At 60.7% G+C, this 26,776-nt stretch carries 16 protein-coding genes; 8 read left to right on the forward strand and 8 right to left on the reverse strand.

Annotated features, from left to right (window positions below):
• The first annotated feature begins 168 nt into the window (after positions 1 to 168).
• From ACOYXI_RS12935 to ACOYXI_RS12960, 6 genes are read left to right on the forward strand one after another with little or no spacing between them, the layout of a single operon-like run.
• Positions 169 to 894 carry an RDD family protein gene (locus ACOYXI_RS12935; protein WP_098965287.1) on the forward strand — a complete coding sequence of 242 codons (726 nt, stop codon included), beginning with the start codon at positions 169 to 171 and terminating at the stop codon, positions 892 to 894.
• Positions 891 to 1,868 (forward strand): stage II sporulation protein M, encoded by a 978-nt coding sequence (locus ACOYXI_RS12940; RefSeq protein WP_210558823.1) that lies wholly within the window; start codon positions 891 to 893, stop codon positions 1,866 to 1,868. The genes ACOYXI_RS12935 and ACOYXI_RS12940 overlap by 4 nt, the downstream gene beginning before the upstream one ends.
• Positions 1,855 to 3,399 carry a DUF4129 domain-containing protein gene (locus ACOYXI_RS12945; protein ID WP_461674916.1) on the forward strand — a complete coding sequence of 515 codons (1,545 nt, stop codon included), beginning with the start codon at positions 1,855 to 1,857 and terminating at the stop codon, positions 3,397 to 3,399. Before ACOYXI_RS12940 ends, ACOYXI_RS12945 begins: the two co-directional genes overlap by 14 nt.
• On the forward strand, positions 3,396 to 4,559 hold the full coding sequence (locus ACOYXI_RS12950; protein WP_461674917.1) for a DUF4350 domain-containing protein: 1,164 nt from the start codon (positions 3,396 to 3,398) through the stop codon (positions 4,557 to 4,559). The genes ACOYXI_RS12945 and ACOYXI_RS12950 overlap by 4 nt, the downstream gene beginning before the upstream one ends.
• A complete protein-coding gene (locus ACOYXI_RS12955; protein ID WP_443534157.1) occupies positions 4,556 to 5,557 on the forward strand; it encodes an AAA family ATPase in 1,002 nt (333 codons plus the stop codon). Before ACOYXI_RS12950 ends, ACOYXI_RS12955 begins: the two co-directional genes overlap by 4 nt.
• A complete protein-coding gene (locus tag ACOYXI_RS12960; protein WP_098965292.1) occupies positions 5,554 to 6,885 on the forward strand; it encodes a DUF58 domain-containing protein in 1,332 nt (443 codons plus the stop codon). Before ACOYXI_RS12955 ends, ACOYXI_RS12960 begins: the two co-directional genes overlap by 4 nt.
• On the opposite strand, the gene ACOYXI_RS12965 is transcribed toward ACOYXI_RS12960, so the two are convergent.
• The 5 genes from ACOYXI_RS12965 to ACOYXI_RS12985 are packed head-to-tail and all read right to left on the reverse strand — an operon-like array spanning position 6,882 to position 22,474.
• The gene (locus ACOYXI_RS12965; protein WP_461674918.1) at positions 6,882 to 11,219 is read right to left on the reverse strand and encodes an Ig-like domain-containing protein; all 4,338 of its coding nucleotides are present in this window, start codon (positions 11,217 to 11,219) and stop codon (positions 6,882 to 6,884) included. The genes ACOYXI_RS12960 and ACOYXI_RS12965 overlap by 4 nt on opposite strands.
• Positions 11,212 to 15,288 (reverse strand): Tc toxin subunit A-related protein, encoded by a 4,077-nt coding sequence (locus ACOYXI_RS12970; RefSeq protein ID WP_461674919.1) that lies wholly within the window; start codon positions 15,286 to 15,288, stop codon positions 11,212 to 11,214. Before ACOYXI_RS12970 ends, ACOYXI_RS12965 begins: the two co-directional genes overlap by 8 nt.
• Before the next feature lie 46 nt (positions 15,289 to 15,334).
• On the reverse strand, positions 15,335 to 18,961 hold the full coding sequence (locus ACOYXI_RS12975) for a Tc toxin subunit A (protein WP_461674920.1): 3,627 nt from the start codon (positions 18,959 to 18,961) through the stop codon (positions 15,335 to 15,337).
• Positions 18,958 to 19,695 (reverse strand): hypothetical protein, encoded by a 738-nt coding sequence (locus tag ACOYXI_RS12980; protein WP_461674921.1) that lies wholly within the window; start codon positions 19,693 to 19,695, stop codon positions 18,958 to 18,960. Before ACOYXI_RS12980 ends, ACOYXI_RS12975 begins: the two co-directional genes overlap by 4 nt.
• Positions 19,580 to 22,474, reverse strand: a complete 2,895-nt coding sequence (locus ACOYXI_RS12985; RefSeq protein WP_461674922.1) for a carboxypeptidase-like regulatory domain-containing protein — start codon at positions 22,472 to 22,474, stop codon at positions 19,580 to 19,582. Before ACOYXI_RS12985 ends, ACOYXI_RS12980 begins: the two co-directional genes overlap by 116 nt.
• Before the next feature lie 491 nt (positions 22,475 to 22,965).
• On the opposite strand from ACOYXI_RS12985, the gene ACOYXI_RS12990 reads away from it, so the two are divergent.
• Entirely contained in the window at positions 22,966 to 23,340 is a 375-nt protein-coding gene (locus ACOYXI_RS12990) for a DUF6124 family protein (RefSeq protein ID WP_095137008.1), read from the forward strand.
• Positions 23,341 to 23,487: 147 nt separating this feature from the next.
• On the opposite strand, the gene ACOYXI_RS12995 is transcribed toward ACOYXI_RS12990, so the two are convergent.
• The 3 genes from ACOYXI_RS12995 to ACOYXI_RS13005 all read right to left on the reverse strand — a co-directional run bounded on the left by ACOYXI_RS12995 (position 23,488) and on the right by ACOYXI_RS13005 (position 24,889).
• Positions 23,488 to 23,847, reverse strand: coding sequence for a PilZ domain-containing protein (locus tag ACOYXI_RS12995; RefSeq protein ID WP_443534145.1), 360 nt, complete (start codon positions 23,845 to 23,847; stop codon positions 23,488 to 23,490).
• Between the two features lie 228 nt (positions 23,848 to 24,075).
• On the reverse strand, positions 24,076 to 24,462 hold the full coding sequence (locus tag ACOYXI_RS13000; protein WP_095137006.1) for a tetratricopeptide repeat protein: 387 nt from the start codon (positions 24,460 to 24,462) through the stop codon (positions 24,076 to 24,078).
• Between the two features lie 76 nt (positions 24,463 to 24,538).
• Positions 24,539 to 24,889, reverse strand: a complete 351-nt coding sequence (locus tag ACOYXI_RS13005; RefSeq protein WP_461674923.1) for a hypothetical protein — start codon at positions 24,887 to 24,889, stop codon at positions 24,539 to 24,541.
• Between the two features lie 233 nt (positions 24,890 to 25,122).
• Between ACOYXI_RS13005 and pyk the strand changes: the two genes are divergently transcribed.
• Complete coding sequence (gene pyk / locus ACOYXI_RS13010) at positions 25,123 to 26,574, forward strand: pyruvate kinase (RefSeq protein WP_003227610.1); 1,452 nt, start codon at positions 25,123 to 25,125, stop codon at positions 26,572 to 26,574.
• Positions 26,575 to 26,776 lie beyond the last annotated feature (202 nt).

Raw genomic sequence — 26,776 nt, forward strand, 5'->3', positions numbered from 1 at the left:
ACTGAAGATCGGCAAAGTCTAGGCGTTGAACCGCGGTCGCGGCCAGCGCTGTGTCATTCAACCACCGCGCATCACACGATGTGCAATACATAGTTATGTCGTTTTCCCCCAAGAGGCTGCTAGCATCGGACCGACTTCGCATCCCGATCCGGCCCCATCAGGTAGCCCATGCTCGAGAACACAGCACTGCCACGGAAAGCACCGCTGAACCCGCCACTCGATACCCGCTATCAAGTGGAAACCCCGGAGGGCATCGACCTGCCGTTGCGCCCGGCCGGTCTGATGGTGCGCAGCCTCGCCTTCGGTATCGACCTGGGCATTCGCGGGGCCATCCTCGGCGTGCTGTTTCTGCTGCTGGCGTTTCTCGGCCAGCTCGGCATGGGTCTGGGTTCGCTGCTGCTGTTTGCCGTCAGCTGGTGGTACATGGTGCTGTTCGAAGTGTTGCGTCAGGGCCGTTCGCCGGGCAAGCAATGGATGGGCCTGCGGGTGATCCACGATGACGGCACACCGATCGGCTGGTCGGCCTCGCTGCTGCGCAACCTGCTGCGTTTTGTCGACCTGCTGCCGTTCGGTTATTTCCTCGGCGCCATCAGTTGCCTGCAACACCCGACCTTCAAGCGCCTGGGCGACATCGCAGCCGGCACCCTGGTGGTCTACAGCGAACGCGCCCTGCTCCGCCCGCAGTTACCTGACGCCCAGCCACGCAGCTCGCCCGTGCCGCTCAACCTCGGCGAACAACGCGCCTTGCTCGCCTTCGCCGAACGTCAGGCTGAACTGTCGCCGGCGCGGGTCAATGAGCTGGCCGCGCTGCTCGCCCAACCGCTGCACATCTCGGCGCCCAAAGCGGTCAGCGAACTCAACGGTATCGCCTGCGGCTTGTTGGGGCCGACATGAAGCAGAGTCTTTTCGAAACTCGCCACAAGGCCGAATGGGAGCGCTTCACCCTGGCCCTCGAACGCCTCGAACATGGCAAGGACACCTCGCAGGCAGCCAGTTTCCCCAAGGCTTATCGACGCCTCTGCCAGCATCTGGCGCTGGCACAGGCGCGTGGCTACAGCAGTTTTCTGATCGACTCGCTGCAACAACTGGTGTTGCGCGGCCACCAGCAGCTGTATCGGCACCGCAGTCGATTCGGCGCCAACCTCCTGGGTTTCATCCTCGCTGACTTTCCTCGACTGGTGCGTGCCGAATGGCCGTTTGTGCTGGCCGCTGGTCTGGTGTTTTTCGGCAGCCTGATCGGCTTTGCCTTGCTGGTGTATGCCTTTCCCGAACTGATCTACAACCTGATCCCCGCCGAACAGGTGCGCGACATGCAGAGCATGTACGACCCGGTGGCCGGGCACCTCGGGCGCTCGGCCGAACGGGCGGCCAGCGAAGACTGGGTGATGTTCGGCTATTACGTGATGCACAACATTGGCATCGCCTTTCAGACTTTCGCCAGCGGTTTGCTGCTGGGCGTCGGTAGCGCGTTCTTCCTGTTCTATAACGGCTTGATCATCGGCGCGGTGGCCGGGCACCTGACCGAAATCGGTTTTGGCCAGACGTTCTGGTCGTTCGTGATCGGCCACGGCGCCTTCGAGCTGAGCGCCATTGCCCTGGCGGGCGCGGCGGGGCTAAAGCTCGGCTGGGCAGTGATCGCACCGGGGCGGCTGACCCGTGGTGAAGCGCTGGTGCAGGCGGCGCGCAAAAGCGTGCTGCTGGTGTGTGGGGTCATGCTGTTCCTACTGATCGCAGCGTTCATCGAAGCGTATTGGTCGTCGAAGACCGGGGTCACACCGCCGATCAAATATGCGGTCGGTGCCGCATTGTGGCTCGCAGTAGCGGCCTATCTGCTGTTCGCCGGAAGGACACGCCATGCGCCTGAGTGATGCCACCGTGGCGATCCGTCCGCGCAGCACCTGGGAAGCCATGGACCTTGGCGTGCTCATGAGCCAGCAGCATCGACGCCTGCTGATGACCAGTTGGGCCATCGTCACCCTGCCGCTGTTCGCGGTGCTGACGTTGTTGCTATGGGATTCGCCGTCGCTGGCAGTATTCATTTTCTGGTGGCTGAAACCAGCCTACGAACGCCTGCCGCTGTACATCCTGTCCAAAGCCCTGTTCGGCGAAACACCGACACTGAAACAGGCCCTGCGCGAATTTCCTCGACTGCTCAAACCACAATGGCTGGCCAGCCTGACCTGGCGCCGGCTGAGCCTGAGTCGCAGCTTCCTGCTGCCGGTGGTGCAACTCGAAGGCCTCGACGGCACCGCTCGCCAGCAACGCTTGCAAGTGTTGCTGCAACGCAATGCCGGCGCCGCGCAATGGCTGACGATCATCGGCATGCATCTGGAGACCGCACTGTGGATCGGCCTGATGGTGCTGTTCTATATGCTGCTGCCACAGCAGATCGAAACCGACTGGGACTGGCAATCGCTGATCCTCGACGCCGATCACCATTGGCGTTGGCTGGAACACCTGACCAACGCCTTCTACGCCCTGGTGCTGGTGGTCTGGGAACCGATTTATGTCGCCTGCGGTTTCAGCCTGTATTTGAACCGGCGCACCGCACTGGAGGCGTGGGACATCGAGCTGGTGTTCCGCCGTTTGCGCCAGCGCCTGAACAGCAGCGCTCTGGGTTTGCTGCTGGCGGTCTGTCTGTGGCTGCCGGCGGTGCCACCGGTATGGGCGGATGCCCCGGCCAACGCCCCGGAGGCGCCACGCCTGTTGCACCAACCGCTGACCAGTCAGGCTGCGCACGACAGCATCAAGGCGCTGCTCGAACAACCACCGTTCAAGAACAAGGAAAGCGTGACTCGTTATCGCTTTGGGGACGACCCGGCAGCCCCGGCCGAAGCCAAACCCGGTGAGGCGCCGCAATGGCTGAAAACCCTGCTCGGCTGGCTCGACGGTCAACGCTTCAATGCCTTGGCGGTGTTGATCGAAGCGCTGTTGTGGGGTGCCTTGCTCGCGGCTCTCGGATGGCTGATCTGGCGCTATCGCGAATTCCTGAGCACCTTCGTCAGTCGCCGGCCGAAGCTGCCCGCCCGCATCAGGCCACCTGCACCGCAGCAAGCGTTAGGCCTGGACCTGAGCCCGCAAACCCTGCCCGATGATATCGCCGCCAGTGCCGAACAACTCTGGCAGACCCAGCCACGCGCCGCGCTGGGCCTGCTCTATCGCGGATTGCTCAGCCGTCTGCTGCACGATTTTGCCCTGACCTTGAAACCTGCCGACACCGAGCATCAGGTGCTGCTGCGGGTCGAGCAATTGCAGCGCCCTGAACTGCTGGCGTTCAGTCGCACCCTGACACAGCACTGGCAGAACATGGCCTACGGGCACCGCGTACCGGCGGCACATCTGCAACAGGAACTGTGTGACGGCTGGCGTGCCCTGTTCGGCTCGGGAGCGCGCGCTTGAACCGGCGCAACGCGTGGCTGCTCGGCGGGCTGATCGTCGCCCTGCTCGCGGCGTTGAGCATTTATCTGTACCTAAAGGCCCGGCCCTATCAGGAAGTGATCGATCACGGCCCCTCGCCCCAGGCGCAGGCCAATCCTTATCTGGCGGCAGAAATGTTTTTGCGTGAACGCGGGCTCAACGTCGGCCAGGCCGAAACGCTGGCGGTACTGCCGGAAATTGATCCGCGTCGGCACACGCTGCTGTTGTTCGGCGAACGCTCGCGCATGACCCCGCGTCAGGTCGATCAGGTGTTGAACTGGGCCCGCGCCAGTGGGCGCCTAGTGTTCGTGGCCGAAGCGCTGTGGGACAAACAGGCCAGACAAAGCGATGATCTGTTGCTGGATCGGGTGCAGTTGCACCAGTCACTGAGCAAGGACCTCAAGGAGCCGCCGGCGGAACTGGCCGATGATCCGTACCCGAACCTGACCAAACTCTATCTGGAAGACGAGGACGCGCCGGCCTACGCCGGTTTCGACACCGCGTTCCATCTGGAAGACCCGAAGAATCTCGCCCAGGCCTGGGCCAACAGCGCCAAGGCCACGCACATGATGCAAATGCCGTACGGCCTCGGCTCGATCACCGTGGTCACCGATGCCGAACTGTGGAAAACCCCGGCCATCAGCAAGCACGACAACGCCTGGCTGCTCTGGTACCTGAGCGCCGACACCGACGTCACGCTGATTTTCAACACCGCACACGACGGTCTGCTGACCTTGCTCTGGCGTTACTTCCCGCAAGCCATCGTCGCTCTGCTGGCACTGATCGGCCTCGGCCTGTGGCACGTTGCTGTGCGCCATGGACCACTGCAGGCACCCGCCCCGAGTGGCCGCCGGCAGTTGCAGGAACACCTGCGCGCCAGTGCCGATTTCATCCTGCGCCACAACGGTCAGCACACGCTGTTGCAAGCTTTGCAACAGGACGTGCTGCGCCGCGCCCGCCGCCGCTATCCCGGCTTCGACCAATTGAACGTGGCCGAGCAATGGCTGGTGCTGTCGCGCCTGACCCGCCAGCCAACCCGCGCCATCAGTCAAGCCCTGAGCCCGGTGCCGAAACAGCGCATAAGCAGCGCTGATTTCAGTCGCCAGGTAGCCCACCTGCAAACCTTGAGGAACACGCTATGAGTGAACAGATCGAGCCCGGCAGCGCCAGCCACGCCGCCCAGCAACGCCAGCGTGCCAGCCAGTTGGCGCAAGCGCTGCGCGGCGAATTGCAGAAGGCCCTGATCGGCCAGAACAGCGTGATCGACGATGTGCTGACCGCGCTGATCGCCGGCGGTCACGTGCTGCTTGAGGGCGTTCCGGGGCTGGGCAAGACCTTGCTGGTACGGGCGCTGGCGCGCTGCTTCGGCGGCGAGTTCGCGCGCATCCAGTTCACCCCGGACCTGATGCCCAGCGACGTCACCGGCCACGCGGTGTACGACCTGCACACCGAGCAGTTCAAGCTGCGCAAGGGGCCGCTGTTCACCAACCTGCTGCTGGCCGACGAGATCAACCGTGCCCCGGCAAAAACCCAGGCGGCGTTGCTCGAAGCGATGCAGGAACGTCAGGTCACCCTCGAAGGTCGAGCGCTGCCGATCGCCCAGCCGTTCATGGTGCTCGCCACCCAGAACCCGATCGAGCAGGAAGGCACTTATCCACTGCCGGAAGCCGAACTCGACCGCTTCATGCTCAAGGTGCGCATGGATTACCCGGAGGCCGAGCAGGAGTTGAGCATGGTGCGTCAGGTCAGCCGCTCGACCCGCGCCGACATGCTTGATGTGCAGCCGCTGCGCACGGTCCTGCAAGCCAAGGACGTGCAGGCCTTGCAACGCATCGCCAGCGACTTGCCGATTGACGATCAAGTGCTGGATTACGCGGTGCGGCTGGCGCGCAGCACCCGCTCCTGGCCCGGCCTGACCCTCGGCGCCGGACCGCGTGCCTCGATTGCGCTGGTGCGTTGCGCTCGCGCCCGCGCGTTGCTGCGCGGCGGCGAGTTCGTGATTCCCGATGACATCAAGGGTTGCGCGCTCTCGGTGCTGCGCCATCGGGTGCGAGTGGCGCCGGAGCTGGACATCGAAGGTCTGCAGGTCGATCAGGTGCTGCAGCAACTGCTCGACCAAGTGCCGGCGCCGCGCTTGTGAAACCGTCACGCCTGCTGCTGATCTGGCTCGCGATTCTGCTGGCCGTCGGCACGCTGCTGGGCACGCTGCAAGCCCTCGACATCGACGTACCCGCCACGCTGTTGTCGATCAACTGGGGCTTGCTCCTGGCCCTGCTGGTGCTGGCGATCATCGATGCGCTGCGCCTGAACAACCTGCCCTCGCCGCGCATCCAGCGGCAGATGCCCGGCAGCCTGGCACTCGGCCGTTGGAGCGAGGTGCGGCTGCAGCTCAGCCATGACTTCATCGAGCCGGTCGCGGTGGAGATTTTCGACCACGTGCCACAGGGCCTGAGCTTCGAAAACCTGCCGCTGGCGATTGAACTGCAACCCGGGCAATTCAGCGCGGTCGGCTACCGTCTGCGCCCGCTCAAGCGCGGGCACTTCAGCTTCGAGCATTGCGAAATCAACCTGCCCAGCCCGTTCGGTCTGTGGACAGGCAAACGCCTGCTCGCCGTGAGCGGCGAGATCCGCGTCTACCCGGACTTCGCAAAGCTCTACGGTGGGCAGTTGTTGGCGGTGGACAACTGGCTCAGCCAGCTCGGTGTGCGCCAGCGCCAGCGTCGCGGGCAGGGTCAGGAATTTCATCAGTTGCGCGAATTTCGCGAAGGCGACAGCCTGCGCCAGATCGACTGGAAAGCCACAGCCCGCCAGCGCACGCCGATTGCCCGCGAGTATGAAGACGAGCGTGATCAACAGATCATGTTCATGCTCGATTGCGGGCGGCAAATGCGCAGCCAGGATGGCGAGCTGTCGCATTTCGACCATGCGCTGAATGCGTGTCTGCTGCTGAGCCATGTCGCGCTGCGTCAGGGCGATGCCGTGGGGCTGAGCACCTTCGCCGTCGCGCAACCGCGTTTTCTCGCGCCGATCAAGGGTTCCAGTCAGCTCAAGGTCCTGCTCAACGCCGTTTATGATCTGGACAGCAGTCAGCGTCCTGCCGACTATTCAACCGCGACCAGCCAGCTGTTGGCCCGGCAGAAACGCCGGGCGCTGATCGTGCTGCTGACCAACCTGCGTGACGAGGACACCGAAGACCTGCTCGCCAGCGTCAAACGTCTGAGCCTGCAACATCAAGTGCTGGTGGTCAGCCTGCGCGAGGAAGCACTCGACCGCCTGCGCAATGCCCCGGTACAAACGCTGCCCGAAGCACTGGCCTATTGCGGCACGGTGGATTACCTCAATGCCCGGGCCGAGCTGCATGAGCAGTTGAATGCTCATGCAGTTCAGGTGCTGGATGTGCGCCCTGACGAATTGAGCATAAGGCTGGTCAATCGTTACCTGGAATGGAAGCGCGCAGGGGTTATTTAGGGTTGCCGGATTACCAGTACAGATGCAGAGGCCTTTTCAGGTTGACCAACGGGGTTTCGAACTTCCACTTTAAAGCTGACCACACCCGGCTCATGAGCCCAGTACTCCGCGATGATCTCTCCGTTGGCTCTTGTGTAGCTTAGCTTGAAGGCTTCGCCGTTCATGCTGAAATAGAACTCTCGCCCGGACAATGGCTGGCCGGAAACACTTGAAACCACGGTGCCTCTGAACTGCGCAACCGAGCCCGCGTCAATCGGATTTTTCAATTCGCGCAAATCCCTGATCGTGGCATGGTCAGGATGCGAAGCAGGATCCAACACTTTGATGTTCAGATTCAGGCTGCTTTCGACTTCCGCCAGGATGCTGGCCGTAAGCGTTATGTCACCGATTACCATGGGTACGGCCATCAGATACGCTTTGCCATCCACCTGCGTCACGGAAGGTGCAATGATCTGTGAACCAAGGCTCCAGGAAACGGACGCTTGCTCAAACGGCCCCCCGGAATGTCGACCTTTGACAAGGGCCCATATTGGTAATGTTTCTCCCTGATAGACGCTCAATGCATCCGAGTGTAACTCCACCAGTACCGGCTCATCTTCCATGACTTCGACCCACGACTGAGCAGAATCCCAGCCGCCCAAACCACCACGCACCATGGCCTCCAGAACACCACTACGCGATGGCAATTTAAACGTTGTCCGTGCTCTGCCTTGGGCGTCGCTCTGAGCACTGGCAATCGTTGCTCCCGGCAGATTCCACATGACTTCAATACCTGCGAGAGGCAGGCCGGTCAATGCCGAAATCACTGTAGCCATCGCCTCGACTTCCTCAGTGGGGTATCCCTGCGCAGGCACCACCACGACGTCGACAATTTCGCGGGGGACACTCAGCGAATACGAGATCGAGATGGACTCCGAATAAACCGCATCCCCCACCGTAGCCGTCAATACCGCCGCGCCCGGCGTCTGCGGTTTGAAGCGCACAGTGGCGACACCATAAAAGTCGGTCAGACTGGTGACCGTCCCCAGATCCGCGTTGCGCCAGGTCACCAATACCCCGGCGATACCTTGACCGGAAACGGACGACACCACTTTTACCTGCTCGACCAGTTCCTGCTCCCATTCCACCACTTGCTGAACGCTACTACTGGTGAGGAGTTTCCACACCTGCACCCCCGCCCCCAGCGACATCGCATTGGCCGGTGACAGGCTGGCGAGGCGCTCCGCTCCCAGGCGCAGCGCGAAGCCACCGTCCTTGAGGTCGGCGCAACGCAGGGAATAACGCAAACCGATTGCCGAGGGCAGGCGTGATGCGCCGAGCGCAGGTTCGAAACTCAGACCCAGTTCCGCAGGGCCGGTGCCGGTCAAGCCCAAGGTCAGTTCCTGGTCGAACAACGGGCTGCCATCCGGAAGCAGTACTTCGATGGCATGTGAGCCATTGCGGCGCGGAAAGTACGTGTGACTGCCCCATGGATGGTCATCATGCCCATCGAAACGCACCCGCACATCCTCCCAAGGGTTACGGGCAAGCGCCGTAAAGGACAGGGCACGTTGCTCTTCATAGCCATCGAACGGGCTGTGCACATTGGCCACGACGTTCTGCTGACCGTGACTGCTCGGCACCAGGCCAAACCCGGACCAGCCCAGTTCGTCGCTGACGACGCTGTCTGAACTGTCAGCGGATTTCCACTGCACCGCCACCTGCGCCACCGCTTGCCCGGTGAATGCCGAAACCACCCTGACCCAGCTCCAGGCTTTATCCTTGCCGATGACGGCGTCAACCGCTGACTCACGCCAGTCTTCGATTCGCAGCTTGTTGTGAGCGAGCTGCATCGGATTGGTGCTCATGGAGCGATCCAGGGCAGACAAGAAAAGCCCCACACTAAAGGCGCCGGAGACCTTGCTCGAGGTGAAATCCAGACTCCAGCCAACACCACCGTCACTGATTTTTTGAGCTTGATCGAGTGGCGGTTCAATGCTCGCTTCCAGGTCATCAGCCGGGGTGCCTTGCCACACCAGCGTTGCCTGCAAACCCACCAGCGGGCTCAAGGCATTGGGCAGATAGCGCAAGGTGTGCGTGGCCCCGATGCAAGGAAACATTCTCTGACTGGCGTTTGTCGCAGTCACCTGGTCCAGCATCAACGTCAGTTCATCCATAAGCTCTGTGGAGATCAGCCGACCGAACAACTCCCGGGGCGCGGTAAGCCCGGGGCTGCTCAAGGTCAGGCTGAACAGGCTGCTGGTACTCGACGCGACCTGCGAACTGAAGCGCCATTCCAGCCCCGATGGCTCAAGCATCAGCGGCTTGCCGATATCCGAGACGGTCAAGCCGATCCCCGGCGGCTCGCCACGCCATTGCAGCGTGATCATCTGTCCAATCAGCGAACTGCCGGGCGTGGGTTGTATCCGCAAGGTGTGCGGCTCACCGCGCCAGCACAGCAAGCCCAATTCGGTCAGGTCAACCTCATTGCCGTCAAACAGGATCTTGATCTTGCCTTTCCAGGGGCTGCTCTGCAGCGCCTTCACTGCAAACGGTCGCTCCACCGGCACCGCTTCGTCATGCGCCCGCACGCGAGCGGTCACCACCAGCTCACCGTCGCGGCTCGGTTGATACAACACGCTGGCCCAGCCACCGATCCCCGATCGGGTGGCAATCGTGCCTTCGGGAGTCTGCCAGTCCACCCGTGCATTGTTGACCGGATCGCCGTTGCCGCCGGTGACCACATGCACCACCTGCACCCGCAACAGAACACTTTCGCCTTCGTCCACCACGGGAAATTTGTTGGCCTCCTGAACGTCGCCAATGCGCACCAGATTGCGGGCCAGTGACATCGGTTTTCTGCTGGAAGGCAACAGCAGCTTCGAACACAGCAACTGCAAGTGGAAGCGACCGTCGAGTTTGTCCTGGCAGATCAACTCCCAGTTCAGGTCTGTTGTGCCTACAGGTATCGAGGCTTCCAGCTCCGGGCGCAGTTGCACGCCCAACTGTGCGGCGCTGTCGCCATCCCAACGCAGTGCCATCGTGGAACCACGTAACACTTCAGGCACCCGAACGCTCAGTTGATAGGTCGAGCCACGGTTGGGATAGCCGGTCTTCTGCGCCCAGGGCAAGGCGTTGCTGTCTACCACCGCCAGAACGTCCTTCCATGGATCGGTCGCCAGCACCTGAACGTCCAGCGTCGCGGTTTCCACCCCACTGGCATAGTAGGGGCTTGCCACCGAAGCCTGGATAGCACGTTTTCCAGCAGCCGTTGGCAGATACTCGAAATACGCCCAGCCCTCGGCGTCGGTCGGTGTCGTGCTCAGCACCCCCAGCCCTTCGGTGGTCCAGGTCACCGTGCGCCCGGCCAGAAACTGACCGGTGTACCAGGAGGCCACTCGTACCCCCAGACGCACCGATTGCGTCAACTCCAGCACCGGGAAATACGCGGCCTCCAGCACCTCACGGAACACCAGCCGGTGATGCCCCAGCGAGACTTGCATCGAATACGGCTCGGCGGTGTACTGGTTCACCAGCTGCACCGTGAACAGGTAAGGATCCTGATCACCGATCAGCGGGCACTGCAGGTTCCACGGCAAATCCAGCGGCTGATCGACGCCCCAGTCAGGCGTTGCGATAACCGCGCCTTGTGGATTGTCATCGCTCACCAATGCAGCTTTGGTGTGCAGCCAGGGGCTGTCGGGGTCGGATACGAACGCAAGCTGGTGCTGGAAGCTCCCGTCCGCGCCCAGGCAGAGGTGAACCAGCTTGCCGGATGACGATTGCTCCGCGTCCACCTTCACCGTCTGCATCCGCGCGGGCTCAAGTTCCACGCCCAGGCGAATGCGGGTAACCAAAACCAGAGAGTTATAGTCCTCGGGATCAGCATTACCCGGAGCGACCACTGTGACGCGAATCTTGTCCTGGCGCTGCAACGGCAGATCGAGCTCGGCGTTGTACTTGAGCGGTCTGAATTCCAGCGGCAACCCTTGAGTGATCCGTGCCTGGTCCTCTTCAAGGTTACGAGGGCTGCCGGGCGGCAACGGGATTTCTCTAAGGGTGGCTCCACTGTCATCAGTGAATATCATGCGGCCCGCTTCGGTATGCCGCGTTTCATACAGGAAACTCAGCACATACCTGGCTCCGGCGCTCGGCGTTACAGGTACGGTCATTTCCTGAAAGGCAGAGGCAAGGTTTGCTACTGAAAGCATCCTGATCTGTGTGCCTTCGTACGGCTCGCCCACGACCGTAACCCAGCGGCTGTTAACCGGCCCCTTTTCCCAATGGCTCAAGGCCTCACGGAAATCACCATTGAGCACCAGACTGTCATTAGCCTGAATGACGGGTTCAACCATGATGGCCTGCTCCTTTGATATTGCCTGACTGGCGGGACGTGATCGCCCGGGTGACCAGATCTTTGACAGCGAGGGTAAACGTCGGCTCACCGGCCTTGGCCGTGTAGCGGACGCGCAGAATGATGTCGGTGAGTGATTTGAGCATCGGCGCCTGCCGCTCGCTCTGCGGCCAGGGAAAGTGCAATTGCCAGCGCGAGATCGCGCCGGTGTTCTCGAACGGGTTGAGCAAGCCTTCGTCCGGTTTGCCGGCGTTCATGCCGGTGTCGGCGATCCCCACGGATAAACCGATCTGCTGGCCACTGCGCAGATTGAACAGCACCTCGACCGGCGCCACCTTGCCCGCCGGCTGATGCAGGTACTCGACCGAGCGCGCCGAGCCCTGGGTAGCGGTCATGCTGCCGACCTGCAGCAGCGTCGCCTGTACATCCTGATAAGGTCCGAGCAGTACGGGCAGGTCGACCTCGACCAGATTGAGCAGCCGGCAATACTCCCCCGGGTGATCGCGATCAAATGACAACTGCGTCAGCTGGAACTCCAGCACGCCCTTGTCGATCAACTCGGCCAGCGCCTTGGGCCAGTCGGAGAATCCCGCCTGCGGATCAACCTGGTCATCGAACAGCTGTCGCAACGAAATGGTCTTGACCCGCTCCAGACGGCGCTCATGGCTTTGCAGGTACAGGCGATCCATGCGCAGCAGGTACTCGCGCAAGTGTTCACCGGCAGTCAGTCCATGACGGTTGTCCAGCCAGACCTGCGGCAAGGCCTCAGCGGTTTCGTAATCGCCGGTTTCAGCACTCAATGACGACCGGGCACTCAGGCACAGACTGACCACCGCATCGTAAGCCTGATAGTGCAAGGCCTTGAGCTGGCCCAACAGCCAGCCGAACAATTCTGCGTTGGTCGCACGTTTCTTCAGGTAGTTGTAGAGCGCCAGTGCCTGACCGTTGGCCCGCAGGGTTTGCTCCAGACTCGTTCTGGCGGCATCGAGGGCAAATGTCTGCGCAGTGATCTGCTCGGCGATCGCCCCGACCTCGGCCAGTGCCTGATCTCGTTGCAACTCCCACTCTCTGCGGCGCAGGCGGTAGCTTTCGGTGATGGCTTGTTTATCCGCGTCGATCTGCAAAATCATCGCGCTGATTTCCAGACCAAAGACCATAGCATCCGCAGCTTTTTCCAATCGATGCCCACCGACAGCCGTGCCGCCAATGTTCGGCGCAGCCGCCAATGCCGCGCCTACAGACTTGATCGCGTGCAGCCCGGTGTTGATCCCTTTGACCATCGTCAGTTTGTCCATGATCTGATATTCGGCATCGCTGATGTGTTCGTCGTACCACGCCTTGTATCGATCAGCCCGTTGCTGGGCCATGGCCTGACTCTGGCCGAGGGCCGTGAGGCTGGCTTCAAGCTGGGCAATGGATTGCTCTTGAACCGCGCGGGCGTATTCGCCCAGCTCCTTGAGGTGCTCTTGCTGCAGTTCTTCCTGTTCCGCCCGGTCGCGCTGTTCCAGCAGACGCAATACCTGGCTGCCGTACTCCTGCAGTGTCTGCACGGCGCGCAACGCCGCCTCGTAGCTGACGCGCCAGCGAAAGGCCCCCACCACCAGACGTCCGCCCATCGGCCGTGGCATGCCCACCCCGCCAGCGGCCAGATCGCGCAACAATTGATTGGGATCGGTGGGCGGGCTGAACAGCGGAACGTCCAGTGGCTTGCCGTCCAGGGTCAGGTTGTTGCGCAAGTTGCTCAGGCGCTGCCCCGGCAAGTCGAACAGCTCAAGCAACTGCTCATTGATCGGCAGTTTGAACGACTCGTTCGCCAGCAGGCCCATCAACGGTGACGCTTCGGCGGCTGGAGGAATGTCAGCCAGGGAAAACTGCAGCTCCTGCTCGAACTGCTCAAGCGCCGGGCGGCTCGTGCTCTGGTTAAGCAAGGCCTCTACCGTCTGCGCTTGCCAACGGGTTACTGCCCGGGCGGAAGGCGGCTTGCCCATCAGAAACTGCGCCTGCACGTAACACAGTTTCGCCGCCACCAAGGCATCCCGAGTGAGCTGGCGGTAGTACCAGTCGCCCCACGCCACAAGGTTCTTCACATACTCGGTGAACACCAGAATCTGGTAGTGCTGGGGTGCGGCATAGGCAATCGCGTCCGGATCGGTCGGCAGCAAGGCTTCGACGCCCACATTCCCCACAGCGGCCAAAGGCCGGCAACGCCAGTATTCAGGCCTCGGTGGCGCATTCCCTGGTTTTTCGGGGTCTCGCGAATCTTGCGGATCGAACACGTAATGGGACCAGCTTTGCGCTTCCAGGTAGCGATCCTCGGCCCGCAGACGGGCCGCCACCAGATGCGGCAGATGAAAAAACAGCTCCCAGAAATTCAGACCGTTGGCCCCGTCGAACGCCCCGTTCGGCTCGGCGATCGGCCCCGAGGCTGGAGGCGGCTCCGTCAGGAACTGGGTCTCCCAGTCGAGTACGGCATCCACGGAAATATTGCTCAGTTGCACCAGCTCCGGGCCGAACAGCGAGTTCAAGCGCGCGCGCTGCAACATTCCGGGCTGCCTGAAACCGATGAACTGCGCCGCATCCAACGCGTTCTTTTCCAGAGTCGGCGGTACGAAACGGGTGATCTTGGTGAGTAAGACTGTAAAGGTCTTGCTGCCTTGGCCTGTGCCGCTCAAGGTAAATTCGGGCAGACCGGTAAATCCGCCTTTCGCGCGTTGCAGTTTCATCCACTCAGTAGCCCAACCACCCGCGACGGGCTGCTGGCCTTTGGTTTCTGTCGGGTCATCCCCGGCCGGATTGTTCAGCTTCAAGGTAAAATCGATCTCCGCGCCTCCAACCGGAGACCGCGCCCGGCACAGGCCTCTAACCCACAGAAAGTCGTCTGTTCCTACCTCCGAAAACACCGCCTGCAGCCCGTAATAAGCCGTCAGATCCCCCGAGGTCTCACTCTTGATCTCGACCACCGGCTGATTTTTCGGCGTCAGTGCATGCTGCAAGGTCAGGACATCTGTGAAGCGATGACTGGCCAGATATACAAGCCAGCTGCCGTCGTCTTCAGGCAACGGACGAAAGAACACATCACGGGTGGTGCTCACCCTCAGACCCGCCGGGCTGATAAGCAATACGGCCAGGCGACCCTTGGGGTGAATTGCATCGGAAAACGTTGTTGCAATCAGCCGGGAATCAAGGCTCCTGTCGCTGTTGTTGGTGTCCTGATCAGCGCTATACAAGCTCAGCGGTGCCGACCATTCTGCGTTCTGGCTCATGAACGCCAGGTTGATATCCAGTCTGGGGGCCAAATAGCCCTCGCTCCCCTTGATACCCACCGGATCGCGCCACTCAGCCCACACCAGACACAAGCGCCCGCCCCAAAACAGCGGCCGCATATCCAGAACCCTGTTTCCCACCGGAATGTCGACAGGTTGCCATTCACTCCATGCCGCCGGGTTGACCGGATTGCCGGAAGCGGTGAGCTCGATGTCGGCCTTGCGCCAGAAATACTGAAACGGCTGCACCCGCTGCCGGCCGACGAAATAGTAAGTGGCATCACTTGCCGAGTCGCCATCCAGACAGGCGCTGATGACATCCAGGTTGCAGGTCTGCTCGAATGCCTTGAGGTATTGCTGCGCGGCACGCTGCACCGAATCGCCGGTCAGCCGCGCCTGATTCAAGTCATTTTCCAGTGCCTTGAACAGGCGGGTCTTGCGCTGCCGCACAAAGGGGTTGATGAAGTTTTCCGGGTAGACCGAAATCAAGGACAGCGCCGCCCAGTCGGGGTAATTGCTGTACAGCTCCCAGAGTTTCAGGTCCTGCGCCGGAAAAGCCTTGTTTTTATAGCCCGGCTCAAGCTTGCGATACGCCGCATGAATGAATTGCTGCGCGCAACTGGTCGCCTCGGCGACCCACGAACTTTGCACCGGATAGTTATCCAGCGGGTCCATGCGCAACAGCTCGAACAGATCCTGCGGCGTTTTCACGAAGGCGTAGCGGGTCCTGGCAGCCTGACCGATGCAGTAATCGACCAGTGCTGCGCGGCGTTTTTCCAACAATGGAGCCAGATTGCGTTGAGTCATGGTCTTGTCCTGCATCCTGAGGTGAACGCTGCGTCAACCAACACGGTCATTGGTGAGTCAGTGCTTCGGTGAAGGTGATAGGGTCAAAAACTGTTTCTCTTTCGCTGGCATCGCAATGCGCGCTGAAAATGAACTTGCCGCCGGAGGAACTCGACACGTAAACCCGTGTAACACCCTCGAAGTTGGCGTAATTCTGCCCGGGGCGAATCACCACCGAGCCGCTACTGCCGCTCGCAGGTTCGGCGGACCAGCGCACCAGACGGTTGCGCCCGGGGTTTTGATAGGCGTCGCGCAGCGTGGCGTACAGCTCGACTTCCTGCCCCGCCGGAATCGGCTGCTGCGGCACCTGGGCAGTTAATGGTGCGGGGAAGGACAGCGTCACGGCGTCATCGGAGATATTGATAGTCGGAGCCTGTTGCGCGTCGATCAGGTCAAGCCAGAACAGTGGTGTTTCCTGCCCCATGACCTCGCCCGGCAGATACTCGACCGTCACCGTTCCATTGACTTCAGTGGGCTTGGCCACAATCGTGCCGAGGCTCACTTGCCAGTACACATTGACGCCACTCAGTGGCTTGTCATCGGCGTCCGTCAACGTCACGGTCAACAGGACTTTCTCGCCGGGTTTACCGGCCACCACCTCGGTCTTGTCCACAACACAGGTCATGGTGACCAGTGGTTGCGCCACCTCATCGGCAAAGGCAACCACCGACTCGCGGTTATCTGAAAGGCTCAGCAGCGCGCGCTCTGCGGCAATTCGATAAGCGTCCTTGTCTACGTCCTCCGGCAGATTTCCCACGAGAAAAATCGTCAGGGCGTCCATGCCGCTGTGCCGGGCCAACACGCGGATGCGCATCAGCAAATCGAGCTGGGGCAAAGTCTTGAGGATCTTCAGCGCAGGGTCGATGCGACTGACGCACTCACGCACTTCTTGCACGCTCCAGTCGAAAAACGCCGCCAGCCGCAACGCTGCCGCTTCCTGTGCCAGCCGCAGCGCATGGCCTGTCAGGGGCGTGGGCAATGCGTTGACCTGACGCAGGTAGTCGAGCAGTTTGCCGGCCGGTTGCTCGCTCAACTCGAAGGCCCGTCCCAGCGCGGTCAGGTAATACAGGGTACGGATCGACAGCAGGTGCCGATCGTCCTGAGCCATCCAGGCCTCGTGGCCGTATTGCAGAAAGTCTTCGAGCAACACCGCAGACAGTTCCAGCTTGCTCGCCACAGCACTGCGACGTCGCACATCCGCCAGCAAGCTCAGCAGCGGGTCGGGTTGCTCTGCGGTGCGTGCAGCGGGACTGAGTGCCTCAGTTGCATCGGCACGCGCGCTGACCTGCGACAACAACTGATAAACCGTGGACTGCGCCCAGGTCAGCATCAGCAACCCGCGTTCGGTATCAAGGCCGGTGTACACCGCCAGACACTCCCGGGCGACCGAGACCTGCGCCTCCCGCGCCTTCAACAGCACGCCGAGCATTCGCTCGACGAGAATGCCCCGCACACTGGCGTCGTTTTCGCCCAGCCCCTCCCTGATTGCCTGGTCGAACTTTAGCCGGGCAAGGCTCAGGTAGTCGGTCTCGGGTATTTGCAGGTCGATGACCAGACCCGTCGGGTCGACCAGTTCGGTCAACAACCGCAGCCAGTCCAGCCCCTCCAGCGAGGGAACGCCAGCCATCGACAGCCCGGCATTGTTGAACAGCGCGGCAGGCAGCAGGTTGCGGATCTGCTCGAACAACTGCTGCTCGGCCTGTGTGGCAACCGCCAGGGCCTGCAGCGGTGCCACTTGCTGCAGCATCCACAGCACAGGGAGTTCGCGATCCTTGCACCAGGACACGCAGGAGTGCAGGGCATACATCAGATTGAGTACGTCCGGTGTGGTTTCGCTATTGAGCCGTGCGTGCACCCGCGGCAAACCTGCCAGCCCGTCGACCCAGCTCTCGCCGCCCAACAGCGTCAGCATCAGCACGCCTTCGACCGGGGTGATCCCCAGCAACCGTGGCAACTTCACCAACCGGTAGAAACTCGATATGACTGCCGTGGTGCGCCTCAGCGTGCCGCTGAACCCGTGCGCCCGTTCGATCGCTACTGCCAGGTAGGCATAAGTCTGCAGATCGATGCCCAATCCGCTGCACAACTGGCTGATTGTCAGCTCCGCGACACCCTGCGCCGGCAGCGTCGCAAACGTTGCGCCGTCCAGCACCAGGGGCTGGCGATAATTGCCCTGGCCGTTGAAGGTGCGATCGAACAGTGACAGGGCATTGGCACGCCCGTAAATCGAGATTTCATCGATAAATGCCGCGAAATCCTCTGCCGAACAGCCATAGCGTTCACGCAGCGACTGAAACAGGCCCAGCGCATGCACCTGATGGGTAGAAATCCACCACGGATTTGCCGGTGTCGCATGACGGGCCTCTGCCCTGATCGCCGCCGTCAACAACGCATCCACCTGCTCGCTGGGCAGCTCCAGCCATCGATCCAGGCGCAACTTGCGATTCATTCGTTCGTAGCGGTCAATGATGGTCGGGTCTTGTGTCAAACGATGCAGAAAGGCTTCGCTGTCTTCCCTGTAATCAATGTCGAGCGCCGGAATGGTCGCGGCGTTTAGATAGACCGAGCCGGATCGCTGGCTCTCGTCAGCACCCGGTTGCACGCTGTCATACACGGTTACATTGGCCGAACGCGTCGGGGCGAATTCGCGAATCGACAGCAACGCCTCGATATCCCGGGTGTCCAGCCCCGTCCGCTCGCCAAAGAATTTCACCTGATTGAGATTTAGCCAATCGGTCCCAGGTGCTCCAAAGTTGCATTGGTAATATTCGTCCCTTGCGTCGGTATCGCCAGTTTTTATCGGAGCCTCTGTCAGCAATTCACGCTGATAAGGCCCCAGCCGCGACGCATGGGTAAAGGCGCGCCCGGCATCGTTGTCCCATGCCTCAGGCTGCAGGAAATAGGGATAGGCCAGATCCACCATGTGGGCGATATTACCCACCGACAAGCCATGTTCACGGGCGACAAAATCAAGCGTGACCCAATGCTGGTAGTACGGCAGACCGTTGGGATAACGGGTCTGTATCAGTGCCTCTTCGAGATCCGGAGCGCTATCGTTTTCCTCGATAAACGTTTCGAGCACCGGGACGATGATGTCCAGCGCCGACACTGCCTGATGCACGGCATTGAAGTCGACCAGCAGCTTTTTCAGATCCCGACGGCGCTCATGCAAATCGAGTTTTTCCTCGCCGCCAATGGCGTGGATTTTCTCCTCGATCCAGCGCAACAACTCGATCAGGTAAGCCACCGGAGATGCGATTGACTCCAAGGCCTGCGGTGGGCACAACCCATCGAAATGGGTCGAGAACAAACTCTCGTAGCTCGGCCCCGCGACCATCGACAACAGACCGCTGTCGGGGCGCGTGACCCGGGCCTGCGAACCGCGCAACGAATGTTCGATGAACTGGCGCCGGACAAACACCGCCAGACTGTTGGCCCTGCGTAAAAAGGCCCGCGCGTCGTCGGGATTCATCCGGTAGTGGCTGACCAGTCCCCGAACGCCTTGCTCAACCAACGGAAAAATCGAACCGCCATTTTCGAGGTAATTGCAAAAATCGGTATAGGTTTCGCGCTGTTCATCGCTGAACACTTGTCTCAGCAACTGCTGCACTGGACGGATCACAGGCTCGGTCATGGTCTTGCTCCCGGTGGAGTCGAAATCACCTCGAAACGCTTGCTTTCGACCCAGTCGGACTTGGTCGAGCCATCCGCAGCGTCGGTGATGGTCTGTTGGAATCGGCACCAGTGGCCGCCTGGACGCAAGGCGTGCGATGCCTCGCCGCGCCAGCCTTGATCGGTGACAGCAATGTCTTCGCTCAAGACTTGATCAGGGTCGTACCAGGTCACCACGCGCCCCACGCCCGTGCGGCCTTTACCGACGAAGCGCAGCGAATTTTCGACCCAGCGTCCCGGCGCCGGCTCATCAATCTCGGGCAGGTAAGTGCCGAGCTCCACTGGATGTGCAGCCGAGGGGGCAGACTCGAAACCATCGCACGAGGACACCGCCACCAGTTGCGCAGCGCCGACGGACTGCCCCGTTTCAAGCGTCAGCGACCAGGTACGATCCTCGAGCACCGGAGCGCTTACGCGTACCGAACCCTTGCTGCCCGTCAGCGTCACCAGCACTGTGTCACCGGGGTAGCCGAAGCCGGACACAACAACCCGGCGACCGACGTGCACACCTCGCCCGGGGCTTTCGATAACCGGCGCGGCGGGCACCACCTTGAAACTGCGCACAAGGCTTTCCTTCGACTCATGATCGTCGAAGAATTGCCGGGCCTTCACCTTGTAGTTGCCGACCGGCAACGTTACGTCGGCAAACCAATCGCCCTTGGCGTTTATCGAGCAGGATTTCGCTCGGACTTTCACGCCAGATCGTCACGTGGCCAAGGGGTTCGCCGGTGCCACGAAGCGTTGAGGTGCGCGCCAGCGATTGATGCTCCTGCGGCACCGTGATGACCGGCGGCACCAGCACGACAAAAAAACTGCGCACAGCACTGGGCAGAGAGGGTCTGCCCGCGATGGTTTGCACGGCATCGATCTGGTATTTGCGGAACTCGAGTTTTTTCAGTTCGATGAACCAGTCGCCATGAGCGGTCAGCCGTTTCGGCTCACCCAGATTCCGCCCGAATTGCGCGTCCCGCAGTTGCAATATGGCATCGTTATAACCGTCGATGCCGTGCACGGTCATGTCGTAGTGGGTGTCTGCGTTTTCCTCCGGCGCGGTGATGACCGGTTTCTCCGGGCTGACCGAGAACGTTTGCGAGGCTGGCGGCGACGGACGCCCGGCGACGGTCTGGATCACCGTCACGGTGTGCTGCTCGTCCGGAGCAAACCCGGCGTCGCGCTTGAAGGTCCATGTGCCACTGCTTCCATCAGGTTTGTGCTCGGTCGCACTGTCGCTGTACTTCAGGCTCAGTGTCGCGCCGGGCCAGCAGGTGCCGGAGATTTTCGGCGAGAGTCCATCGTCTTCGACGGCAGTGATGATGGGTGCCAGCAGCGGCACAGAGATGGTCATTTCCACCGGATCGGAGGCGAAAGCGTCTTTGGACTGCACCACCAGGACGATTCTGCTGGTATTCGGCTGCCAGGGTGTCGATGCCTCTGCCGTCCAGCCCTGGCCCGTCACGGGCGCGGGTGGTGCAATGGCGGCGCCGCTCTGCTTGTCCGTCACTTGCACTGTGGCGCCGGCTATCCCTCTGCCAGTGATACGCGGCTTGTAGTCGACAACGGTAAAAGCCAGCTCGGTCGGCGGTGGGAAACGGTCGATATTGATGACCAGCTCAACAGCGTCCGACACCGCCGCACCGAGCCTCTGCACCACACGCACGGTGCGGGTCGAACCCGGTGCCCACGCCTCGAAGGCACGGGTCAACCAGCCCTGATTCGTGACCTGCGTCGATGGAGCGAGCGCAGCGCCGGTCGCCTTGTCGGTGACCTCGACAGATGCCCCTGCAATACCTTCGCCGATGAATGTCGGAGTGTAGAGGTCATTGGTGTATCTCACAGCAGAGGGCGGTGGAAGCTTTGATGAGGCCTTGAAATGGTATTCCTGCGAGGGAATCCAGCCACCAGCATTGTCGTCAACCTTCTGCACGACCTTCAGATCGTAGTCGCCGATGGGCCAGTACTGTGAAGTCGTTCTCCAACTGCCTGCGGTCACGACAACGGCAGGTGGCGGCGTAGCTCCAGTCGGACCTCGGACAATCGTGATCTCGACCGTGGCGCCGGTAAAACCTGCGCCGGAAAACTCGATGGAGGTGAGGGACGGGTAGGTGAAGTTGATTGTGCTCGGTGTTGGGGGGCGGACTTTGAACGAACGGGCCACACTCACTTCCGAAGTGCCGCCAGGTACCGTTTGGCGCGCCACAACCGTAAAGCGGCCCGGCGGCATGTCGCGGGTGAACGTTGTAACCCTCCATCCTCCGTTGGCATCAGCAATGCCCTGGCCGACCTTGAATGAATGTTCGAAATCCTTGAGGACTTCGACGGTCGCACCTGGAACAGCTCTCCCCCCTTCTATCGGACCTCTCGGATCGGTCACCGCTGATTCGGATGGCGTCGTGATTGTCGGCTGCAGAAGCAAGGTGAAGAATTGCGCAGCGGTCCAATCATCCATGCCTCTGTGGCCAGCCGTGATATCGACGCGACCGCCGTCAGGGTAGTTGGACTGGTTAAATGATGCTTCCCACGTATCGTCAGGCTCGACGGTTGTAGTGGCGTGTAACACGGCGCCCCCCGGGGTCATCACATCGATGACTTTGCCTGGCGTGCCTCGGCCTTTGATCAGCAATCCGCTGGCCGACTTGAGTACCGCACTGTTTGCCGGAGAGTCGATACGTGGTGCCACGTACCTTGGCTTGAGGGTAACGGTATTGGACCTACCGGAGATCTGGTTGCCAATGATTTGTACGGCGTAGAAATCCAAAACGCCGGGCGGCAACACGATGGAGGTATTCCACCCCCCGTTGTTCTGGACAGGAGCAGTACCCACTGGAATTTCAGCATTGTTAAACTGCCACCTCAAATGAATTGTGCCGGGGACAAGCCCGTTTCTACCGGATACAGTGAACGGCTTCTCGACATCGATCGAGGTTCCGGAAGTGGGAACCTCGATAATCGGTTTCTGTGCTGGATAGATATCAAGGCCCCACCCTTCGTGGGGTTCAACATCGTTATTGGCTCCGTCATAGTCAACCCGGATTGCCAGCGACACGCCAAAATCAGGAGGACCGAGCGGGGAGTCGACATATTCCACATACTCGTGCCACCGGTTATCTTGCAGCATGCTGTCAGGTGAGTTCTTGCGCACCCATGTACCGGCCTGCAGGCCCAAATCTATGTTTGCCCTATCTTTATCGGCGCCCCGTGTGGTCATGTGGTAGCGCAAGGTCTTCACATAGATTCGGCCTGATTCGAACTTGTACCGGCACACCATTTGAGTTTGCAGCTGCGGCACGCGGGGGTGAGTCTGGTAAAGCGATGTTTCGACCGCATCCGCCCAGAACACCTCGGAAAACTGCGCTCCATCGCCCAGTTCCTTGAGTGATCCGTCTGCCAGTTTCGTGACCTGAGCGACAGTGGTCTGAACCTTTTCGGTATCAAGCCAGGCTCGTCCTTTCTCGTCGTCCTCGACGGTTTCGTTCATGTCGGCAATGCTCCGGGCAATGGGTCGCTCACGTTGTGGGATCAACATACGTGTGCTCATTGCACGCGACCACTGTCAGAACTGACAGTCCAAAAGATCCAATTCATCTAAAAAAACATTGCTTGATTACTAGAACAGCTAAGTCTTTCCACGCCCTACTTCGACACGCGCAGCAAACTACAACGCCTTGCGCCTTTGCCTACAGATCCGCCAGAATCCGCCGGCTTGTGCGCTTTGCCGATGCCCCGTAACGTGGTCCGTGCCGCTGCCAATCAGTGGTCGGGTTTAGTCGCCCGGGGGGTATACGAATGTGCACAAGCGTCATCAAGTCGGGTATTCCCTATCCCCGCACTCGATGGTGGCTGTTCGCAGGGCGCCCTCGGGCGCGCCGGTATTTCGTATGCCTCCCGGTCGACTAACCTGCTTGCAGCCGCCACCCTAATTCGTTTAGTCGCGAATCGGTCGTGGCCCTACTTAGAGGCAATACGATCATGTTCAAAGCAACCCCTAATCCGCCCGAAACAAATCCTGCCGATACCTCGCCCTACGAATCCGCCGATTCACGAAAGCTCCACGAAGCCGCCGAGCGCGCCCTCGACCACTACCTCAAACCCGAACCGCCCTCGCGCAATTCAGTGGATCGTGGCATGCAGATGTTCCGGGTCGCGCCTGACATCAACCCCGAAGCGATCGCCATCCAGACCTACGAAACCTTTTCGTCGGTGAGCATTCTGTTGCTGGATCTGGCGGACAGCCTGGAAGACAAACCACGGCATCTGGCGATGGCGATTTATCAGTTGAGCGAGATGGGGTTATTGCTGGCGGAGAAGACGCTGGACAGTGAGCGGGCGATTGCTGTGGGTTAGCCTTTGGAGAAGCGTTGTCCGGGCTGATGCCTTCGCGGGCAAGCCCGCTCCCACAGTGATTTGTGGTGTGCACAAATGCTTTGATCAACCCCGGACACTGTGGGAGCGGGCTTGCCCGCAATAGCAATTAGGCGAGCGTTGCCGAAGTCAGGCCGAGGCCGGCAATGGCTGGAAGCTGAAGTACTGACGCAGCGCCTCGACCAGTTGCCCATATTCCGGGGGCGGACGCTGCAGGCTGAACCCGGCGTCGTAATGCAGGGGCGTCGCGTCTTCGTGGCACCACAGGCAGCACGCCGTGAGGTCGATGACCTGCTGGCAGCCGTCGCTGAATGGCAGTTTGAGACGCAGACTGAAATCGACGCCAATCATCATCGGCAACTGGCTGATAAGCATCAGCCCGTCCTCAGACACGTTGCCCAGAAAACCGATGGGTTTGTCGGTGACGCTGTTGTACACCCGCAGGAAGTACGGCAACTGGTGCCGTTCAATTCGACGATCGGTAAACATGCGCAGTACGCCATGCAAGGCTCCATCACAGAGCCGCACCTTTGCTTCGGAACGTGCCTGCCCTGCAGACGCGCTCTCCCCGCTTCCGGTGTGACGGTCGCCAATACGCCATCACCTCAACCTCTACCAGTCGCAGGTGTTCCCCCGGCCCAAAATCAGGCTCTGAACCGGATCACTGGACTATAGCTCAGCTTGTACAGTCGGCCAGCGTTTGTATGACAACCAGCATCAGAAACGTTGCGGACTTGGTACTGCCGCTGCGCTGCGAGTCGGGTAATGTCCCAGGCTCTGCAGGGTTTCCAGGCGGGCGCGCGCACGGAAGGCGTATTCGCTGTTGGGGTACGAGGCGATGATGAACTGGTAGGTCTGCGCCGCGTCGATGTACATTTTTTGCCGTTCCAGGCACTGGCCGCGCATCATCGACACTTCCGGCCACACATACGGCCGGGCCCGGCTGGCGCGTTCAACCTTGGACAGTTCGAGCATCACCTGCTCGCAATTGCCCCGGTCGTAGGCGCTGTAGGCGTTGTTCAAATGATGGTTCATCGACCAACGGGTGCAGCCCGTGACGGCGAGGACGCTGAGGGCAAGGGCGGCAATGGGCAACAATCGCATGGGGAGGTTCTCCTGTCTTGAGCTCTGTATCGACCTTGCGCGAAAAATCTTCAATGCCGCCCTCGTCAGCGTGGTATCAGTGCGGGGCGTCCTCGGGCGGGTTGGCATCGCCCTTCGGTGTAGATGGGGTTGACTCCAGATGGATGGTCACTACTGGTGACCTTGGCGAAACCGCGCCGTCCGGGCTTCTTTCAACGACATAAAAACCGAATTTGCTCAGATCCAGGAACGTATTCCATCTCCCGTTGCTATTAATCAATTGGCCAAACAGCGGATTCAAGGGATCCCTGGTGCTGTAGGCGATCGAGAAATTTCCGGGTGTTCCTGTTCCCTCCACTCGAAAACGGACACCTGGCGTGTCGCCATCTTTTGGGCTTTCAATCACTGGCGGTTCCAGCGCCTGGCGTGTTTCTTTTTCAGCTGTCATGTCGTTAGCCTCGCAGCCCCGCCACCATTGGCGGGATTCAATCTGTATAGCGATCGAAAAACCGCGTGCCACCTGTAAGAAATACCAGTACCGACCAGCGGTAGCGGTTGCCGGTCACAGTCGTTGAAAAAAACCACGTTCAATAAAGAAAACAATAAGTAGTGCAAACGAACAATGACTACACCCCAAGAGCATAGTAGCCTCTGCTAGCGCTTGAACTCAGGAGTCTTTGCATGTCCGTCCGTCGTACCAAAATCGTCGCTACCCTTGGCCCGGCCAGTAACTCGCCGGAAGTTCTCGAACAGCTGATTCTGGCTGGTCTGGACGTTGCCCGTCTGAACTTCTCCCACGGCACCCCCGACGAGCACAAGGCTCGCGCGAAGCTGGTGCGTGACCTGGCGGCCAAGCACGGCCGTTTCGTCGCCCTGCTGGGTGACCTGCAAGGCCCGAAAATCCGTATCGCCAAATTTGCCAACAAGCGCATCGAGCTGAAGATCGGTGACAAGTTCACCTTTTCCACCAGCCATCCGCTGACCGAAGGCAACCAGCAAGTGGTCGGCATCGACTACCCGGATCTGGTGAAAGACTGCGGCGTGGGCGACGAGCTGCTGCTCGACGACGGCCGCGTAGTGATGCGCGTCGAAACCGCCACCGCTACCGAGCTGCACTGCGTCGTGACCATCGGCGGCCCGCTGTCCGACCACAAAGGCATCAACCGTCGCGGTGGCGGCCTGACCGCACCAGCCCTGACCGAAAAAGACAAGGCCGACATCAAGCTCGCCGCCGAAATGGAAGTCGACTACCTCGCGGTGTCCTTCCCGCGTGACGCGGCTGACATGAACTACGCCCGTCAACTGCGCGACGAAGCCGGCGGCACTGCCTGGCTGGTGGCGAAAATCGAACGCGCCGAAGCCGTGGCCGACGACGAAACCCTCGACGGCCTGATCAAGGCGTCTGACGCAGTGATGGTTGCCCGTGGCGACCTCGGTGTGGAAATCGGCGACGCCGAGCTGGTGGGCATTCAGAAGAAGATCATTCTGCACGCACGCCGCCACAACAAGGCGGTGATCGTTGCGACCCAGATGATGGAGTCGATGATCCAGAACCCGATGCCGACCCGCGCCGAAGTGTCCGACGTGGCCAACGCCGTGCTCGACTACACCGACGCCGTGATGCTCTCGGCCGAATCCGCTGCCGGTCTGTACCCGCTGGAAGCCGTGCAGGCGATGGCGCGCATCTGCGTCGGCGCTGAAAAGCACCCGACCAGCAAGACGTCCAGCCACCGTATCGGCAAGGAATTCGAGCGCTGCGACGAAAGCATCGCCCTGGCAACCATGTACACCGCCAACCACTTCCCGGGCGTGAAAGCGATCATCGCACTGACTGAAAGCGGCTACACCCCGCTGATCATGTCGCGTATCCGTTCCTCGGTGCCGATCTACGCGTTCACCCCGCACCGCGAAGCCCAGGCCCGCGCGGCGATGTTCCGTGGCGTGTACACCGTGCCGTTCGACCCGGCCTCGCTGGCCCCGAACGAAGTCAGCCAGAAGGCGATCGACGAACTGGTCAAGCGCGGCGTTGTGGAAAAAGGCGACTGGGTCATCCTGACCAAGGGCGACAGCTACCACACCACCGGTGGCACCAACGGCATGAAGATCCTGCACGTTGGCGACCCGCAGGTCTGAGTGATTCGCTGAAAACCAAAAGCCCCGGCATGCGAATGCCGGGGCTTTTTTATTATCGTTAACACCTGTCGGGCGAATCTACAACTGTCAGACCTGACAGTTGTGCCACTGACGCTGGAAGCTTTTAATCGAAACTCGTCCGATCATTAATCTTCAGAGTTTTTACGCTTTTCTATCGTGCAATGAACTGACGACCTGTTTT

It is taken from the genome of Pseudomonas sp. G3-19, from assembly GCF_054855875.1.